Source organism: Paenibacillus polymyxa, from assembly GCF_018614975.1.
Taxonomy (GTDB): Bacteria; Bacillota; Bacilli; order Paenibacillales; family Paenibacillaceae; genus Paenibacillus; species Paenibacillus polymyxa_E.
Genome location: NZ_JAGGNR010000011.1, coordinates 294,048 through 311,215 on the forward strand (window position 1 = coordinate 294,048; position 17,168 = coordinate 311,215).

The following is a 17,168-nucleotide window of genomic DNA, read 5'->3' on the forward strand; positions in this document are numbered from 1 at the left end:
GGATGTAAGTGCGAATCGGGCTTATTCGTCACGGTCTTACAGACTGGAATGCGGCAGGCCGTATACAGGGGCAGACGGATATACCTCTGAATGTGGAAGGTCGTGAACAGGCAGAACGACTGGGAAGACGTCTATTGACGGAAGAATACCAGTGGGACTATATCATCACAAGTGGATTATCGCGGGCACAGGAAACAGGGGAGATTATCTCTAAACTGTTGAATGTACCTTTGCTTGAGCCGGACGCACGGTTGAAAGAAAGGGCTTTTGGTCAGATTGAAGGTCTGACTTCAGAAGAACGGGTTGCCCGTTGGGGCAAATCCTGGGAGACATTGGACTTGGGACAGGAGCAGATTGCGGATATCCAGATTCGTGCACTGGCGTTTCTGGAAGATCTATGGTCTGCCTATCCGGACCAAAACGTGCTCATTGTCACTCACGGAGCTTTCTTAGCCAACCTGTTATCAGCCTTGTTTAAAGATCGGTATACAGAACGGATTGGAAACCTGTCACTGACGATCCTGGAAAAGGAACGTGATGACTGGAGTCCGCTGTTATATAATTGCACACGACATCTGTCTTTGGACACAGCGAAACAACCTGAGTAATCTAACTTGGGTTGTTTTTTTTGCGTTTTATGGGGAAATAAAGACTTTATATGATTTCAAACCTCTCATTTTTCTTCTGATTAACCAACTTCGGGCATAGTATGATTAACGAATTAATTTCATAATTCACTAAAGATATTATGAAATTGATTCAAACATAAAAGATTTCCAAAAAGAGGTTTAGATTATGGGAATTCCGTCAACGATGTTTACAAAACCAAACTATTTCAGGCTTCGAATCAGCAGTCGAAGTAGTTAACGGGCGAGGCGATGGACCCATGAATCTAGCGGATATGCTTACTTTTGCCGATATTGGCCAGCTTAATCGAATAGCAGACTATTACCAATGTGAATGCAAGCCCAATTCCAAACATGAACTCATCCAGAGTATTCTCACTACATTGGGCAGCAGACCCTTTTTTGAGCAGCAGGTACGTCAACTGAATCAAGCAGATCAGCGCTTTTTGAACAACTTGTTGTTTGATCCTCGCCAGTACTATGGTATGGAAGAACTCATTGCCATAGCCCGTCAATCGATGGACAAAAAGGAGAGTGAGGCTGGCGCCAGTCCACGTGATCTCATCGTTCGCTTTAATAAGAGTGGATGGTTGTTCAATGGGACAACGCAGCAGACCAGGTATTTGTATCAGGTACCCCAGGATCTGAAATTAAGATTCAGGGATGTGTTATCCACACATCTGCGAGCAGGGATTACCAAAACAACGGAACCACCCATGTATCGGGATGAATATCATCTTTTAGCGGATGATCTCAAGTTGTTCCTGCAGTTTGTCCAGCAGCACGAAATTGCCCTTAACGCTGAAGGCATGATGTACCGTCGCTCTCAACAGCAAATTATGGAGCATCTGCACATTAGTGAGGAATTGGTGGGCAAAGGTGGATGGAGATTCGGATATGGCCGTTCCTTCAAGGATTACCCGGATCGTTTCGCACTGCTCTACGACTATGCATTTCACCATCGGCTGGTTCGTGAGGAGCAAGGCACGCTGAAGTTATCACCAGCTGGAGAAGACAGGCTGGGGGCTGAGAAAACAGCCGAAATGATACAGCTATTTAGGTTTTGGTTAAGATTGTATAAAGGTGCTATTCCCAATCTGTCCTCTATTGTGTACTGGACAGGCGAATGTGCCCAAGAATGGTCAACCGCCGAGTCGCTGTTTCGTCAGATCGGTCCATTCATTCAGCCATTCTATTATGATACGGCCGAGGCCATCTATGATAACAGAATTGTTAAAATGATGTTGCATCTTGGCATGGTCCGTATTGGGGAACATGAGGAAGGCCGGACGATACAAATGACAGCCTGGGGCACACGTCTTGCTGCATCCTGTCGCTCCATCTCAGGAGACATTACACCTATTATGTTTGACAAGTGAAGGACAAGTTGCTAAAATCACTCCCAAATTAAGGAGTGATAATAATGATAGTTCCATACAAAGGTCTACAACCTCAGTTACACCCTTCGGTATATATGGCTGAAGGTGCAAAACTGGTCGGTGATTTGAGAATGGGAGAAGAGTCTTCCGTCTGGTTCAATGCAGTCCTGCGGGCTGATTTGGCTCCTATTATCATTGGAAAGCGCTGTAATATTCAAGATAACGTTGTCGGGCATGTCAATACTGATCAACCTTTGATTGTGGGAGATGATGTTTCAGTAGGACATACAGCGATCATTCATGGTTGTTGTATTGGAACAGGATCATTAATCGGCATGGGAGCCATTCTGCTGAATGGAGCCGATATTGGCGCATATACGCTGATTGGAGCCGGTTCTGTTGTTACTGAGAATAGTAAAATTCCGCCCTATACTCTTGCTTTGGGGACACCTGCCAAAGTGATACGTGAGCTGACTGATGCCGATCTGGAGCGGATGTCCAGAACTTCACTGGGTTATGTTACCAAAGGAAAAGAATATAGGAGCTCTTAAATCCGTTTTGGAGGTGCATCCTATTGGATAAAATGAAAGTTACGTACGAAGTCATGTTGGGGCTGGCAGCTGAGATGGTGTGGGACGAAGCGCTTCGCAAACAGCGCAGCGAGAAGCTCTATTTGGAAATCGATAAAGCGTTAGCTACCGGAGACGAAGTAGCTTTCCGGAGTCTGACGGATGAACTGAGGACCATAAACTGATGGGCAAAATATATCCTTTCTGAGATAAAAGGGAATGCGCAGATGCGTATTTCCTTTTTGATATGTGTAATTCCGAAATGAATGTCTGGATTTATAAGGTATGGTCATATATAATATGGGAATAAAATGGATAGAGAGGGGATATAGGGAATTGAAATTCAGTGAGATGACTCAAGACAGCTGGGCTGAACTGCAACTCTATCTGGATACATGCCTTATTCCATACACAGCTCTTAGCGGTGAGCAGTCGCCAGTAGAAGCTACCGAGGCATTGGAGCGGCTGAGAGATTTTCTGGATCTGGTCGAAATTCCTTTCAAAGGGAGAATCATGACTTATCCAGCCTTTCATTATGCTAATTCGGAATTGTCAATGACATTAAATTCCTTGTCCGGTCAGCTTAAATCTTCAGGATTCAAATATGTGGTTATTATGTCATCAGATGGTCATTTAAATGAAGTGGAAATTCCATCTGCTGATCTGGTTTTGAGTCGGTCCGTGTTAACTCAAGAGGTCGGAGAAGAGGGGATTGCGAGATTTGTAGGAGAAAAGATACGAGAGTTGTGGAAAAAATAGTTTTTGACGACAAATGTGACAATTTACCAACATTTTTTTAATAACGCTTACAATTGAACCTTAAAAATGTGTGACAAATTCTTGACGGTGTTCTAGGGCTACTATATGATTATGTATGTTCTAGTAAGTCGTGGAATTTATGAAAATGAAAACGTTTGAGAGAGTTGGCTGAAAAAGGGGGTTGGAGACAGTATGAGCAGTGAGCATGACCACCACGAAGCTTCATTGAAATTGCCAAGCCGCATGGAGATGTCACGCAGGCAGTTTTTGACGTACACGCTTGGTGGAGCTACAGCCTACATGGCCGCCGGTGCAATTCTTCCTATGGTTCGTTTTGCGGTGGACCCGATTTTGCAACATAAGGGAGAAGGCACCTCTGTCAAAGTAGCTGAAATCAGCAAAATTACGAATGAGCCTCAAGAATTCACCTTTGAACTTAAACAACAGGATGGATGGTATCTGAGTAATGCATCGTTAGTGGCGTGGATTCGCAAAGACGAGCAGGGCAAAATTTATGCACTCTCACCTATCTGTAAACATCTGGGATGTACAGTAGGCTGGAATAGTGACAAGCAGTACCCTGACGAGTATCATTGCCCCTGCCATGGCGCGCACTATGACAAGGAAGGGAAGAATCTTGCCGTAGCCCCCAAACCGCTGGATGAGTACGTAGTCAAGGAAGAGCAGGGTTGGGTATATCTGGGCGACATTGTTCCGAACACCCGAGTGAATTAGGAGGCGTGAACGCAGATGTTTAAAAATGTCTATGACTGGATTGACGAGCGTCTTGACATCACGCCAATCTGGCGGGACGTTGCGGATCATGAAGTTCCAGAGCATGTAAATCCGGCTCATCACTTTTCCGCATTCGTGTACTGCTTTGGTGGATTGACGTTCTTTATTACTGTTATTCAGATTCTGTCAGGCATGTTCCTGACCATGTATTATGTACCTGATATTATCAATGCCTACGCAAGTGTGGAGTACCTGCAGACCAAAGTAGCCTTCGGCCAAATTGTTCGCGGCATGCACCACTGGGGAGCCAGTCTGGTTATCGTAATGATGTTCTTACATACGATGCGTGTGTTCTTTACAGGCTCTTACAAGGCACCGCGTGAAATGAACTGGGTTGTCGGCATGCTGATCTTTTTCGTCATGTTAGGTCTGGGGCTGACAGGTTACTTGTTGCCATGGGATAACAAAGCCTATTTTGCAACAAAAGTAACCCTGGAGATTGCCAATACGGTTCCTTGGCTGGGACCAATTATCAAAGAATTCCTGCAAGGCGGTACGATTGTCGGTGCACAGACACTAACCCGATTCTTTGCCCTGCATGTATTCTTCCTCCCCGCTGTGCTTCTGGTGCTTCTGGTCGGACACTTTATCATGATCCGCAGACAGGGCATTTCGGGACCACTATAAACGATAGAAGGGAGGAATCGCAATGGCTCACGGACATAAGAAGGATGATGAGGAAAAGGTTATCTTTGTCGGTGATTCACGGGTCCGTAAAGGGGCGGGATTTATTACCCCTCCTGATTACACGGCGTATCCTGGCAAATCCGAAGCCTTTATTCCCAACTTCCTGCTGAAAGAATGGATGGTTGGTGTCGTTGTATTGGTGGGGATTCTGGTACTAACGATCTCAGAACCTGCACCTTTGGGCTATCCGGCCAATCCAAGCGCATCCGTAATTCCTATGCCGGACTGGTACTTCCTTTTTCTATATCAGTACTTGAAGTATCCATACGCATCGGGCGATTACGTTTTGCTCGGGGTACTGGGGGTCAGCGGAGTCGCTTTTGGAGCTTTGCTGCTGGCACCATTTCTGGACACAGGCAAGGAGCGGCGTTTCTATAAACGCCCAATTGCTTCATCACTGATGATTTTGTCGGTCATTTCTGTATTTTACCTGACAAATGTAGCGTGGACTCACTACGAGCATGAGTTGGAAGCAAATGGACAGAAGCCTGAACATATTCAACGTGAAGAAGAAGCGCTGGAGAGGCGTGAACAGGGGCTCGCACCAGTTTCCAACGCACCCGGACAGCAAGAAGAAGTTGCGATCGTGGAACAGGATGATCCTGCAATGGAAACGTACAAAAAGGCTGGATGTATTGGTTGTCATGCGGCTGATATGAAGGGCGCAAGTGGACCTTCACTTCGGGGTGTGGGTGACAAGCATAGCCAGGAAGAGATTCTGACCATTATCAAAGAAGGCTACAACGAGATGCAGCCTCAGTACAATAATGCTATTGCTCAAGGTGTTACGGATGAAGAGATCACTCATCTGACCGAATGGCTTGCGAAACAGAAAGCAGAACAGTAAAATCGAAATAACCAATGAAACCTGATCGTTTATGCGGTCAGGTTTTTTTGAAGTGTTTTTTGGTCAGCACTGTAACGTGCACAACATGTGAAGAAGGAAGGGGCAGGGAATGTGGCTTTATCGTATTTCTGGAGTAGGGAATTTCTAACCAATCGTTATTTCCTGTGGCTATTATTTTGGTGTAATGCGGTAGGAACGGTATACGGATACATCTGGTACGGAGAGCAAATGAAATTGACGCTGGCTGAGCAGCCGGTGTGGCAGATCGTATTTGTGCCGGATAGCCCAACAGCGAGTTTGTTTTTTACTTTAGCGTTGCTATGGGTCTTGTACCCACCACGGTCCATCATTATCAAACGGATCGGACATGTGATTCAGGCGCTTGCCGTGGTCACATCTGTGAAATATGGCGTGTGGGCCGTAGCCATTATTTTCGCTGGCTGGATGCAAGGCGGTACACAGCACTGGCAAGACTGGATGTTGATTGCTTCGCATAGTGCGATGGCAATTGAAGCTCTTATTTATGTACGTTTTTTCGGCTTCCGTTGGGCTGCCCTTGTCGTTGCAGGTCTCTGGACGCTGTGGAACGATACGATGGATTATACATATGATATTTACCCTTGGTTACCCGCTTCTCTCTATGATCATGTAGATGGTGTGCGTAATTTCACATTCGGACTGACACTGGTGAGCATTCTGTGCGCGTGGCTGGCCTTAAGACAGGCAAGACGTACCTGATCTTGACCTCATACTTTGGAGAGAGAATAACACGTCTCATGAAAAGTCGCTATTTTAGCGGCTTTTTTTGTGTCCATATTGTGCTAGTTCATGGCTTGAAAATCAAGGATATCTCCGTTCTGCACCTTATAATAAAATTGAAACTGGATTTTTTTAATTATTTTCCATAATTACTCAATATTGAAAGAGGTGACGAGTGATCTGCTTTGTCAGATAATCCGGAGAGGGATGGTGACATGTATGACGAAAAGAACAAGAATAGTAAAACTATTAACTGTATTTTTGATAGCGTTATCAATTTCATATCAAGTTGATGATGGGAATTCTCAAGCCAATGCCACTCCACAAACTCCATCTCAGGCATATGTGCAGAAAATGGGTAAAGGCTGGAACGTATTCAACACCTATGACAGTTTTAGAACCGACGATCTCTCCCTGTCTGACGAAACCTCCTGGGGGCAACCAAAAGTAACCCAAGAATTAATATTATCAGCGAAAGCAAAAGGCTTTGATAGTATTCGGATTCCAATGACTGCCTATACAAGGTATACACTTGGTGCAGATGGACACTATGTAATCCATTCCGAATGGTTGGCCAAATATGAGCAAGTGGTTGATTGGGCCGTTGATGCAGACCTGTATGTGATGATCAACCTTCATCATGATTCCTGGACATGGCTTTCCAATTGGGATGGAAATAAGGCGTCAGAGGAATATATCAGATATGTAGATCTCTGGACGCAGCTTGCTAATCATTTTAAGAATGAACCTGAGCGGGTCATGTTTGAGACCATGAATGAACCTTATTTCGAAAATGATACCGGAACCGTCACCAAACAGGATAAATTGGATATGATCAATCAGGCTGCATATGATGTTATCCGCAGCTCTGGTGGAAATAATGCAACAAGAATGATTGTTATTCCAACGTATTCTACGAGCGCAGATATGGATAAAGCCGATGCAGCCTATCATTTTATCACGGGGCTGAACGATCCAAACTTAATCGCCACTGTGCATTTTTATAGCGACTGGGTCTTCAGCGGCAACTTGGGGAGAACGGGCTTTGATGAAAAGCTTTACGATGGAATTCAAGATACGCCAAGAAGTAATATAGACCAGATGTTTAACACATTAAATCATGCCTTAATTTCCAAGGGGATTGGAGTTGTCATTGGTGAATATGGCTGGTTATCCCCTGATGATGGCGCGGCGAAAATGCAGTCAGGTGAAAAACGGAAATATCTTGAATATCTGAACTACAAGGCATCCCAATATGGAGTTAGCTCAATGATATGGCCAGGTGCGTTTTGGCGAGTTCCACCTTTTGACTGGCATGATGAATATGGAACTACCATTCAAGTAGCCAATATGAAACAGCGTTCTTCCTATTCCACAGGTTTGAATGAAATCTATGTGAATCAGCAAGCTGCAAACGATATTCAAATTCCGCTTACTCTGAATGGAAATAGCTTTAAGCACATTAAAGAAGTCCCCAAAAAATATTACTCATTTGATAAAGCTACCTCAACACTTACGATCTCTAAAGAATTTATAAACGAGAAATTCAATCAGGCTTCAAACGGCACCATTGCTGATATGGTTTTTGAATTCTCAAAAGGCGCAGAATGGCATCAGCTTATTATCAAACATTCAACACCTGTGTTTGGAACGACAGCAGGCACAATAACAGAGGGAATCGTCATTCCGGTCCAATATAACGGGACCAACGTAAGACGTGCCTCACTTCTCGATGAATCTGGTAACCGAATTGGCGGCAATGCCTGGTTTCCATATATGAAGTTTGGCAGTGATTTTACAGCTGACTATACGGATGGAACATTCACCCTCTTGAAAGATGCATTTGACGGCTTGGTTGCGGATGGCAGAATGAAGGTCAGGATCGAATTTTACGATGGGCAGAGTATGAACTATTCCATTCAAAAAATCGGAAATAATGTAACAGGTTTAGGTATCGTTTTCTAGATGAAGGGTCACAAGTCGAGTAGGTAAGGAATCGTCCTCTGCTTGTTCTAACGAACTGTCCCTCGCCATACATTGGTGGTGGGAGGGATGTCCATGAAGAGAACGTTTGGGATCAAAACGGGCTTACTGGTGGTATCGTTCATGGCTCTGCTGCTTTGGACGAATTTAGCATATCGTGTATCCGCGCAAAGTGAAGCATTGAATTCGAATTCAGATGAGCAAGTGTCCACGAGCAATTCAATTGCACAACTTAATGAGGAAGCAGCCGTATTGTATCGTCAGGCGCTCGAGAATAATATTGAAGAAGTGCGTGGAAGCATTTTGCGTATCAGTAAAAGTCTGGAGCATATCTCCTTTGAGGGACAAACAACAGTTGAGGGCATTCACGCCTTGTCCGAAACCATAGTTGAAGTGAAACAAGCCGTTGTGAAGGTGAAAAATGACGATGCTTCTCTTCAGCAGTCCTCTGCCAAACTCAGACTTGCAGCAGATAGTCTCGCGAATCCAACCAAGCCTTTATGGTTGCAGTATTATAAAATCGTGAAAAACGATCTGGACGCTTTATCCGCTGCTACAAATCAAGGGCAAACTGCGGCTGTACTGGCAAACCGCTACGCCATTCTGGAGGAGCATTATGAGACGATTCGTCCTGCCGCACTGATTCGCCGTGAACCGTATGAGATCGCCCAGATGGACGCCTGGTTATCTCATACCAAAGGGCTTACCACAGCCAAGCAGCCTGATCTGGCTCAGTTAAAGAGTATGGTAGGCCATGGGGAGGAGCTGGTGAACCAGTTATTTGGTCGCGAGAAAGACGAGAGTGCCTTTGTACCGTTTGTACAGGGTCCTGATCGCAGGGCAGCCGGGCTGCTCATTAGTTCGGTTATTGTGGCGACGTTAAGTTACGCCGGATATCGTAAATATCGTGCGCAGCAGCAGGGGATTTTTCCTTTTCGGCGCTAGTTGGATATGAAGTTGATCGTGGTATATAAAAAAAAGACCTCTTTCCAGCATGAACAGCCCCGGTAACGGCTCTTCATGTGAAAAGAGGTTTTCTTGTAGTTTCTGTATAGTGCATTAACTTTCTTTGAAACCTTCTCCATGTACATCGTGAACATCGCTGATGATGACAAAAGCTCTGGGGTCAATGGAACGTACAATGGTCTGCAGTCGTCTGAACTCTTGCCTGGAGATCACGCAGTAGGCCATGTGTTTGGCCTGTTTAGAGTACGCTCCAATGGCTGGAATAAGGGTAACACCACGATCCATATCCCGTGTGATCTGGTCCGCAATCTCGGGTGCATGGTCACTAATGATCATAAATGCCCGGGCAGAATATGCACCTTCCTGAATAAAGTCGATGACTTTGGAGGCGATGAATACAGCTACGAGCGTATACAGGATTTTTTCTTTGGGGATGTAGATGAGAGAGAGCCCGATAATGATGAAGTCGATGCCCAGTAATACTCGTCCCATACTCCACCCATACTTGCGGTTGAGAATACGAGCAATGATGTCTGAACCGCCCGTCGTTCCACCCCAACGAAATACGATGCCAAGACCGGCTCCAAGGGTGACACCTGCATATAGTGCTGCTAACAGTAAGTCATTCTCGGTATGTAATGGTTCAATCCAGCCCAGATGAATCAACTTCTCAAACAACCATAGAAAAACGGTCAGTGCCCCGATTCCAATACCCGTATAGATCATCTGTCTGCCGCCCAAGATTTTGAGCCCGATCAAAAAGAGGGGAACATTCAGAATCAAGGTTGTAAGTGAAGGTGAGATGCCAAAAGCGTAATTGATCAGCACCGTAACCCCGGTGAGGCCGCCTTCCATAAGCTGGTTGGGGATAATGAAATAGAGGAGCCCAAAGGCATATAAGGCTGTACCCAGCAGGATGGGCAGAACCAGTTTAACTTGAACCCAGGTTTTGGAAGTGCTCATAAGATCCCTCGCTGTAGTAAATTTAGAATGAAGAAGTTATCATTCTCATCTAGTATACCTGTTTATTGATTCTTTAAAAATGATTTGTCGCTGATGATGGTGGAAGTGAATCTAAATAACTGATATTATTAGGGACAAATACGACATCATTTCAAAAGGAGAATCCGTTCTCATGGAGAAAAGCATCGCAGAAATGCAGCGTGAGGTTGATCAATATATCTCCCAGTTCAAGGAGGGGTATTTCAGTCCTCTGGCTATGTTGGCCCGGATGTCTGAAGAGGTTGGGGAGCTTGCCAGGGAAGTGAATCATGAGTTCGGCGAGAAGCCGAAGAAGTCTTCCGAAGCAGCCAATTCCATTGAACTTGAGCTTGGAGATATTTTATTTATCACGATTTGTTTTGCGAACTCACTGGGAATTGATCTGGCTGAGGCGCACGATAAAGTCTTGCATAAATTTAACACCCGCGATGCCAATCGGTGGACTCCCAAAAACACCGATTAGGCATAGATTACATATGCTGTACCATCACCCGATCGGGGAGGGTCAGCTTAATGATGAAACCGGAAGAATACATGCAGCAGGCTTACCGCTGTATATTGCAAAATGATTTTGAGCAGGCGATTCGTTGGTTTGAGTCAGCCATTCACGCTCATCCAAAACATGCGGAGTTATATTATCGCTGTTCCATTACACACGCGCGCAGCAAGCATCTGGTTCCAGCGCTTGAATATGCGCGTAAGGCAGTTGGATTGTCGCCAGGAACAGAAGAGTATATTTTACATCTGCAGACGTTGGAAGCAAAACAATTGACCTCCAGAGCGAAGTTGCTGTTGGAGCAGACAGGTATTGCAACACAGGAGCGCTATGTGCAAGCGTCTACGCTTCTGCAAGAAGCGGTCAAACTTGATCCGCTTTCAGTGGAAGCTCATGTTATGCTTGCGCTGGCTTACAGTGATTTGAATGAATTTAACTATGCAATTCAGGCGCTGCGTGAGGCAATTTTGCTGGACCCGCAGAATGGGCAACTGCATCAGATGTTACAGGAAATCAAGCAACGTATGAAATCCATTCAATAAGAATTCATTTTGCAAAGATTTCTTTCGAGTTGATATGGATTCAACGATATGATCTAACATAGCGAGGAGATGCAGTCAATATGAGTGAAGTAATCAGAGTTGCCGTGATCGGAGCGGCTGGCCGTATGGGCCGTGAAGTTGTGAAATTGGTACTTCAGGACCCGGAATTGGAGCTTGCAGCGGCTGTCAACCGCTCCGGAGCAGGCACGGATGCAGGAACCCTTGTTGGTTTGCCGGAGTGTGGGGTGCTGGTGACTGATGATATCGAAATGGCTTTTGCCGAAACAAAACCTCAGGTTATGGTGGATTTTACAGTGCCGCAATATGCTTTTACACATACCGAGATCGCGATCCGTCATGGAGTCAGACCTGTCATGGGTGTTACCGGCTTTACGCCGGAGCAAATTGAACAGTTGGACAAGCAATGTCAGGACAAAGGAATTGGAGGGCTTATTGCCCCTAACTTCTCGATCGGTGCCATTCTGATGATGCGATTCGCAGCACAGGCTGCCAAACATATGCCGAATGTGGAGATTATCGAATATCACGGGGACCAGAAGCTGGATGCTCCTTCCGGAACAGCGATCAAAACTGCCGAACTGATTGCTGCCAATCGGGAAGAACTTCGTCAGGGTAATCCAAATGAGGAAGAAACCATTGAAGGCTCACGCGGCGGTTATTACAACGGCTTCCGAATTCACAGTGTACGATTGCCTGGTGTATTCGCGCAGCAGGAAGTTGTTTTCGGAGACTATGGACAGTCACTCAAAATTCGCCATGACTCCTACGAGCGCGCAGGTTATATGCCTGGTGTTAAGATTGGTGTGCAGAAGGTTATGGAATATACAGGAATGATCTACGGATTTGACCACTTTATTGACTAAAGGAGATTGTCATGTTGAAAATAGCATTTATCGCCCATGACCGTAAAAAAGAAGAGATGGTTAATTTCGTGACGGCATATGAGCCTGTTTTTACGGACCATCAATTGTATTCTACAGGAACAACAGGCCTTCGTATTATGGAAGGCACGTCTCTGAAGATTCATCGATTCGAATCAGGCCCACTGGGTGGAGATCAGCAGATTGGAGCTTTGGTTGCGCAAAATGAGATGGATCTGATTATTTTTCTGCGTGATCCACTGATGGCACAACCTCACGAGCCAGATATTAATGCGTTGCTGCGTCTTTGTGATGTGCAGGGAATTCCACTTGCCACCAATATCGCAACCGCTGAGATTCTGGTTAAGGCTCTGGATCGTGGCGATTTTGCCTGGAGAGAGCTGGTACATAAATACAAGCCGGAGGCTGGATTAAATTCGGGTGATTCCGAATGAGTCTGGATATTCTCATCTTTGGAGCACATGCAGACGATGCGGAGATTGGTATGGGTGGTACGATTGCCAAACATACCGCTACTGGCTTGAAAGTAGGCGTGTGTGATCTGACTCGTGCTGAGATGTCTTCCAACGGAACAGTAGAGCGCAGAACCGAGGAAGCGGAGCAAGCCTCCCGCGTCCTCGGTCTTTCGTGTCGAACGAACCTGGGACTTCCTGATCGTGGCTTGTATCTTACGCCTGAACATGTACAGGCGGTGACGGCTGAGATACGTCGTCATGCACCTCGGATGGTGTTTGCTCCCTATTGGGAAGATCGTCATCCGGATCATGTCAATTGCAGTAAACTTGTGCAGGAGGCTGTATTTAACGCCAAGCTTCGCAACTACATGCCGGACATGCCTGCCGTGCAGGTGAAGGAACTTTATTTTTACTTTATTAATGACATCGGGCCTACGGATTTGATTGTAGATATTACGGAACACTATGAGCAAAAAGAAGCATCATTGCTCTCTTATCGTTCCCAATTCGAACTGGGAGACGGAGCGGTCTCGACACCACTGAATCAAGGGTATATTGAACGTGTAAGAGCCCGTGATTCCTTGCTCGGACAACGCAGTCTCATCCCGTTTGCAGAAGGTTTTGCTACAATTACTCCTTACGTGGTTCATCAATTTGGCTTGGGTGCCCAATAAACAATTTCACATTTAACGTTTAATGAAACGAAGGGTTTCATTATTCCGTTGCATTATATCAACCTGCATAAAAGCGGGAGATCAAAGGAGCGTCCACAGGATGGATCAAAAGCTAAAAATCGGCATCACCTGTTATCCGTCCCTCGGCGGGTCTGGCGTTGTCGCAACAGAGCTGGGCAAATTACTTGCCGAACAGGGGCATCAGGTTCATTTTATTGCCAACAGTATCCCGTTCAGACTGGGTACGTTCCAGAAGAATATTTTTTATCATGAAGTTGAAGTAAATGATTATTATGTTTTCCGTTACCCTCCGTATGACCTGTCACTGGCAACAAAGATGGCTCAGGTGGCTAAGTCACAGCAGCTCGATCTGCTGCATGTTCACTATGCCGTGCCACACGCTGTATGTGCCTTTCTCGCGAAACAAATGGTAGGGGACGGCCTGAAAGTAGTTACCACGTTACATGGAACGGATATTACGGTTCTGGCTCAGGATGAATCTTTGAAGGATCTGATCCGTCTAGCCATTAATGAAAGTGACGCGGTTACTGCCGTATCCCAAGATTTGATTCGGGAAACGGTCGAATTGCTGGATATTCAGCGTCCAATCGATCTAACCTATAATTTTATTGACAAACGAATTTATTATCCGCGGGATGCTGCCAGTCTGCGAAGAGACTTCGCTGCGCCCGACGAAAAAATATTAATGCACATCTCTAATTTCCGACCGGTGAAGAGAACTCAGGATGTGGTGGAGGTCTTCCGTCAGGTACAGGAGCAGGTTCCTGCCAAATTGTTATTTGTTGGTGAAGGGCCTGATTTGCCGAAGATGCAGTGGAAAATTAATGATCTCGGCTTGAATGATAAGGTTCATTTCCTTGGCAAACAGGATGACATTGCTCAGGTTATTTCCATGGCAGACGTATTGATGCTTCCATCGGAGAAGGAAAGTTTCGGACTTGTGGCGCTCGAAGCAATGGCTTGTGGTGTACCCACGATCGGTTCACAGGCCGGAGGAATTCCGGAACTGGTCTTACATGGTAAGACGGGTTATTTATCCGCGATTGGGGATACACAATCCATGGCCGAGAACACCATCCGTTTGTTGACGGATGATCGTTTGGCTGCTGAGTTCAGGGAGGCGTGTCTACAGCGCGCTCATCATGATTTTTGCAATGATAAAATTCGACGAGAATATGAACAGATTTATTACCGGGTGTTGGGAAGGGAAGTTCCGAACTTGAAGCCAGTATGCGGTTAATCATTCTTTGACGAAATTATACTGTGGATACCACAACAGGCAAGAGAAGAGGTGATATGTGGTGGTTCAATGGACACAGGTAGATCGTGAAATGGCAAGGCAAAGTGAGAATGTACTCACAACATTAAACAAACATGGCTACAAGGCATATTGGGTAGGTGGCTGTGTTCGTGACGAATTGCTGGAACGAGTTGTAGACGATATGGATATCACGACATCCGCTTCTCCCCAGCAAGTCATGGAACTTTTTGATGATTGTATTCCAACAGGTTTGCAGCACGGTACGGTTACCGTTCGTTCAGGCGGTTATTACTTTGAAGTGACCACATTTCGAACAGAATCCGAATATCAGGATAACCGCAGACCTGCTGCGGTTCAATTTGTTCAGGATATCAAGGAAGACTTACAACGGCGTGACTTCACAATGAACGCTCTTGCTATGGACATCACTGGGACAATCGTTGACCCATTCGGTGGACAGGCAGATATCAAGAAAGAGCGAGTCAGATGTGTGGGTTCTGCGATGGAACGATTTGGTGAAGATGCACTGCGGATGCTCCGCTGTGTCCGGTTTGCTTCCGTATTTGATTTCAAAATTGCCCATAATACTTGGAAGGGTCTTGTAAGGCAGAAAGACCTGCTTCAACATATAGCAATGGAACGGGTACGCACCGAGATGGTAAAAATGATGTCGGGACCGCATCCTCTAAGAGGGTTGGAGCTGATATACAGAAGTGATTCCCTTGCGCACATCAAAGCGCCGGTTAGCTCGGCGCGTTTTAACAAGACGTTGTTATCCAATCTGGAACAATTGTCAGGTGAGCATGTGTTGCTCCGCTGGTCACTCATTCTGATTGCTGGTGGTTATAGCAAGGACGAAGCAGACGTATTATTACGTCAGTGGACATTCTCCAATGAACATCGTTCTCGAATAACAGGGGTCCTTCAGGTGGAGCAGTTGATTCATACTTCCGTTCAGGAGCAGAAGGATACGGTCAGTCTCCGTTCCGATTGGATTGTTACTGTTCTGGATTGTGGCGTTCAGGCGGCGGATGATTGGCTTCGAATACAGTCTGTCCTGCCAGCAAGGTGGAGGAATCAGTCTGAACAGGAAGAAATGCAGGCTGTTTTGGTACAGGAACTTGCAGGCGAATGGAGTCAAACGATCCCTGTGCATCACTTGAAAGAGCTGGATATCACAGGGGAACAAGTGTTACAAATGGTGCAGCGCAAAGGTGGGCCTTGGCTGGGTCAACTGATGAAACATTTGTTACGACAAACGGCGATTGGAACGATAGCGAATCAGCATGAAGTGCTAAGTGCAGAAGTGAAGCGGGTGATTCAAGATGACCAAGCATGAAGATCTGTTACATATGTTATTAAATGCAGAAGGACGATTCGTATCAGGTGAAGAGATCAGTCGTAATCTGTCCATCAGTCGGACTGCTGTGTGGAAACATGTGAACAAGTTGCGAGACATGGGTTATGAGTTTGAAGCTGTATCCCGCAAAGGTTACCGTCTGGTAACGAAGCCGGAAAGTATTGATGCTACCGCTCTCCAATTGGCACTGGATACAACCGTATTTGGCCGTAAGGCTGTTCTGCTGACCTCGACCTTGTCTACGCAAGGGGATGTTCTAAAGTTAGCTGAGCAAGGGCAGGCAGAAGGTGCTGTGGTCATTGCGGAAGAACAAACAGGAGGAAGAGGACGTTTTGGTCGACAGTGGTTCTCTCCTCCAGGTAAAGGAATCTGGATGAGTATTCTGTTACGCCCTGATCTACCACTTCAGCACACGCCGCAGCTAACTTTATTAACAGGAGTGGCTGTATGTCGTGCCGTTCGAGCTTGTTCTGGAGCTGATGCAGGCATCAAATGGCCAAATGATGTGTTGATTGACGGACGCAAGGTATGTGGCATATTGCTTGAATCCACGGTGGAAGATCATGAAGTCAGATACTGCATTGCAGGTATAGGTGTTGACGTGAACTTTGATCCCGAGGATTATCCGGAAGATCTGACCACAATCGCTACTTCGCTCAAGATGGAGACGGGGCAGTCCGTTGATCGCACCAAACTAACGGCTGCCATTTTGACGGAGCTTGAACAGTTGTATTTTTTGTATCAAAAAGAAGGATTTGGTGTGATCTCAGCTCTATGGGAGGCCCTGTCCGTATCGATGAATCGAGAGATTACAGTGACTAATCCTCATGGTGTCATTGAAGGGAAGGCAATCGGATTGGACTCCTCAGGAGCACTCCTTGTTGAGAAACACGATGGAGAACATACACTAATCATCTCTGGTGAGATTTCCTGGAAGTCGTAAACAATATGTCGAATTTTACTGGTAAAATGAACATAAGACGTGAAGTTTGAGCAGAACTTTGGTATACTGTGTTCGTGAGGCGATATCGGCTAATGCAGTCCGAATTGCACTCCCGCAGGCAGTAACCTTTGTTCTGCTTTGA

20 protein-coding genes are annotated in these 17,168 nt (G+C 45.8%); 19 read left to right on the top strand and 1 reads right to left on the bottom strand.

Annotation, left to right across the window (positions count from 1 at the left end):
• The first annotated feature begins 8 nt into the window (after positions 1 to 8).
• The 11 genes from J7E78_RS09945 (at position 9) to J7E78_RS09995 (ending at position 9,349) form a co-directional block, all read left to right on the top strand.
• Positions 9 to 608: a histidine phosphatase family protein gene (locus J7E78_RS09945; protein ID WP_215076011.1), complete on the top strand. Its 600-nt coding sequence runs from the start codon at positions 9 to 11 to the stop codon at positions 606 to 608.
• Positions 609 to 886: 278 nt separating this feature from the next.
• Positions 887 to 2,005, top strand: a complete 1,119-nt coding sequence (locus J7E78_RS09950; RefSeq protein WP_215076012.1) for a hypothetical protein — start codon at positions 887 to 889, stop codon at positions 2,003 to 2,005.
• 44 nt (positions 2,006 to 2,049) lie between these two features.
• Complete coding sequence (locus J7E78_RS09955; protein WP_215076013.1) at positions 2,050 to 2,556, top strand: gamma carbonic anhydrase family protein; 507 nt, start codon at positions 2,050 to 2,052, stop codon at positions 2,554 to 2,556.
• 23 nt (positions 2,557 to 2,579) lie between these two features.
• Positions 2,580 to 2,759, top strand: a complete 180-nt coding sequence (locus tag J7E78_RS09960; RefSeq protein ID WP_017687723.1) for an IDEAL domain-containing protein — start codon at positions 2,580 to 2,582, stop codon at positions 2,757 to 2,759.
• A 151-nt stretch (positions 2,760 to 2,910) separates the two neighbouring features.
• Positions 2,911 to 3,333 carry a DUF2487 family protein gene (locus J7E78_RS09965; RefSeq protein WP_215076014.1) on the top strand — a complete coding sequence of 141 codons (423 nt, stop codon included), beginning with the start codon at positions 2,911 to 2,913 and terminating at the stop codon, positions 3,331 to 3,333.
• Positions 3,334 to 3,525: 192 nt separating this feature from the next.
• Positions 3,526 to 4,068, top strand: a complete 543-nt coding sequence (locus J7E78_RS09970) for a QcrA and Rieske domain-containing protein (protein WP_017687725.1) — start codon at positions 3,526 to 3,528, stop codon at positions 4,066 to 4,068.
• A gap of 15 nt (positions 4,069 to 4,083) precedes the next feature.
• Complete coding sequence (gene qcrB, locus J7E78_RS09975) at positions 4,084 to 4,755, top strand: menaquinol-cytochrome c reductase cytochrome b subunit (RefSeq protein ID WP_017687726.1); 672 nt, start codon at positions 4,084 to 4,086, stop codon at positions 4,753 to 4,755.
• 22 nt (positions 4,756 to 4,777) lie between these two features.
• Positions 4,778 to 5,662, top strand: coding sequence for a menaquinol-cytochrome c reductase cytochrome b/c subunit (locus J7E78_RS09980; protein ID WP_215076015.1), 885 nt, complete (start codon positions 4,778 to 4,780; stop codon positions 5,660 to 5,662).
• A gap of 111 nt (positions 5,663 to 5,773) precedes the next feature.
• Entirely contained in the window at positions 5,774 to 6,400 is a 627-nt protein-coding gene (locus tag J7E78_RS09985; RefSeq protein ID WP_215076016.1) for a DUF1405 domain-containing protein, read from the top strand.
• A 240-nt stretch (positions 6,401 to 6,640) separates the two neighbouring features.
• Positions 6,641 to 8,386 (top strand): cellulase family glycosylhydrolase, encoded by a 1,746-nt coding sequence (locus J7E78_RS09990; protein ID WP_215076017.1) that lies wholly within the window; start codon positions 6,641 to 6,643, stop codon positions 8,384 to 8,386.
• A 93-nt stretch (positions 8,387 to 8,479) separates the two neighbouring features.
• Complete coding sequence (locus tag J7E78_RS09995) at positions 8,480 to 9,349, top strand: sporulation protein YpjB (protein ID WP_215076018.1); 870 nt, start codon at positions 8,480 to 8,482, stop codon at positions 9,347 to 9,349.
• A 114-nt stretch (positions 9,350 to 9,463) separates the two neighbouring features.
• On the opposite strand, the gene J7E78_RS10000 is transcribed toward J7E78_RS09995, so the two are convergent.
• A complete protein-coding gene (locus J7E78_RS10000; protein WP_215076019.1) occupies positions 9,464 to 10,333 on the bottom strand; it encodes a YitT family protein in 870 nt (289 codons plus the stop codon).
• Between the two features lie 172 nt (positions 10,334 to 10,505).
• On the opposite strand from J7E78_RS10000, the gene J7E78_RS10005 reads away from it, so the two are divergent.
• The 8 genes from J7E78_RS10005 to J7E78_RS10040 all read left to right on the top strand — a co-directional run bounded on the left by J7E78_RS10005 (position 10,506) and on the right by J7E78_RS10040 (position 17,026).
• Complete coding sequence (locus J7E78_RS10005; RefSeq protein ID WP_215076020.1) at positions 10,506 to 10,835, top strand: nucleotide pyrophosphohydrolase; 330 nt, start codon at positions 10,506 to 10,508, stop codon at positions 10,833 to 10,835.
• Between the two features lie 50 nt (positions 10,836 to 10,885).
• Positions 10,886 to 11,410, top strand: a complete 525-nt coding sequence (locus tag J7E78_RS10010; RefSeq protein WP_251034933.1) for a tetratricopeptide repeat protein — start codon at positions 10,886 to 10,888, stop codon at positions 11,408 to 11,410.
• 80 nt (positions 11,411 to 11,490) lie between these two features.
• Positions 11,491 to 12,294: a 4-hydroxy-tetrahydrodipicolinate reductase gene (dapB, locus tag J7E78_RS10015; RefSeq protein WP_017687734.1), complete on the top strand. Its 804-nt coding sequence runs from the start codon at positions 11,491 to 11,493 to the stop codon at positions 12,292 to 12,294.
• A gap of 11 nt (positions 12,295 to 12,305) precedes the next feature.
• Positions 12,306 to 12,746 carry a methylglyoxal synthase gene (gene mgsA / locus J7E78_RS10020; protein ID WP_017687735.1) on the top strand — a complete coding sequence of 147 codons (441 nt, stop codon included), beginning with the start codon at positions 12,306 to 12,308 and terminating at the stop codon, positions 12,744 to 12,746.
• Positions 12,743 to 13,441 (top strand): bacillithiol biosynthesis deacetylase BshB1, encoded by a 699-nt coding sequence (gene bshB1, locus J7E78_RS10025; RefSeq protein ID WP_215076021.1) that lies wholly within the window; start codon positions 12,743 to 12,745, stop codon positions 13,439 to 13,441. Before mgsA ends, bshB1 begins: the two co-directional genes overlap by 4 nt.
• Positions 13,442 to 13,541: 100 nt before the next feature.
• Positions 13,542 to 14,702: an N-acetyl-alpha-D-glucosaminyl L-malate synthase BshA gene (bshA, locus tag J7E78_RS10030; RefSeq protein ID WP_215076022.1), complete on the top strand. Its 1,161-nt coding sequence runs from the start codon at positions 13,542 to 13,544 to the stop codon at positions 14,700 to 14,702.
• Between the two features lie 61 nt (positions 14,703 to 14,763).
• A complete protein-coding gene (locus tag J7E78_RS10035; RefSeq protein ID WP_311516975.1) occupies positions 14,764 to 16,062 on the top strand; it encodes a CCA tRNA nucleotidyltransferase in 1,299 nt (432 codons plus the stop codon).
• Positions 16,049 to 17,026 (top strand): biotin--[acetyl-CoA-carboxylase] ligase, encoded by a 978-nt coding sequence (locus tag J7E78_RS10040; RefSeq protein ID WP_215076023.1) that lies wholly within the window; start codon positions 16,049 to 16,051, stop codon positions 17,024 to 17,026. The genes J7E78_RS10035 and J7E78_RS10040 overlap by 14 nt, the downstream gene beginning before the upstream one ends.
• The last annotated feature ends 142 nt before the right edge of the window (positions 17,027 to 17,168 follow it).

Bases quoted from the DNA above. Each gene is read 5' to 3' on its own strand.
- J7E78_RS09950 (WP_215076012.1), top strand. From the start codon at position 887: ATGAATCTAGCGGATATGCTTACTTTTGCCGATATTGGCCAGCTTAAT.
- J7E78_RS09955 (WP_215076013.1), top strand. From the start codon at position 2,050: ATGATAGTTCCATACAAAGGTCTACAACCTCAGTTACACCCTTCGGTA.
- J7E78_RS09970 (WP_017687725.1), top strand. From the start codon at position 3,526: ATGAGCAGTGAGCATGACCACCACGAAGCTTCATTGAAATTGCCAAGC.
- qcrB (WP_017687726.1), top strand. From the start codon at position 4,084: ATGTTTAAAAATGTCTATGACTGGATTGACGAGCGTCTTGACATCACG.
- J7E78_RS09980 (WP_215076015.1), top strand. From the start codon at position 4,778: ATGGCTCACGGACATAAGAAGGATGATGAGGAAAAGGTTATCTTTGTC.
- J7E78_RS09990 (WP_215076017.1), top strand. From the start codon at position 6,641: ATGACGAAAAGAACAAGAATAGTAAAACTATTAACTGTATTTTTGATA.
- J7E78_RS09995 (WP_215076018.1), top strand. From the start codon at position 8,480: ATGAAGAGAACGTTTGGGATCAAAACGGGCTTACTGGTGGTATCGTTC.
- J7E78_RS10000 (WP_215076019.1), bottom strand. From the start codon at position 10,333: ATGAGCACTTCCAAAACCTGGGTTCAAGTTAAACTGGTTCTGCCCATC.
- J7E78_RS10005 (WP_215076020.1), top strand. From the start codon at position 10,506: ATGGAGAAAAGCATCGCAGAAATGCAGCGTGAGGTTGATCAATATATC.
- J7E78_RS10010 (WP_251034933.1), top strand. From the start codon at position 10,886: ATGATGAAACCGGAAGAATACATGCAGCAGGCTTACCGCTGTATATTG.
- dapB (WP_017687734.1), top strand. From the start codon at position 11,491: ATGAGTGAAGTAATCAGAGTTGCCGTGATCGGAGCGGCTGGCCGTATG.
- mgsA (WP_017687735.1), top strand. From the start codon at position 12,306: ATGTTGAAAATAGCATTTATCGCCCATGACCGTAAAAAAGAAGAGATG.
- bshB1 (WP_215076021.1), top strand. From the start codon at position 12,743: ATGAGTCTGGATATTCTCATCTTTGGAGCACATGCAGACGATGCGGAG.
- bshA (WP_215076022.1), top strand. From the start codon at position 13,542: ATGGATCAAAAGCTAAAAATCGGCATCACCTGTTATCCGTCCCTCGGC.
- J7E78_RS10040 (WP_215076023.1), top strand. From the start codon at position 16,049: ATGACCAAGCATGAAGATCTGTTACATATGTTATTAAATGCAGAAGGA.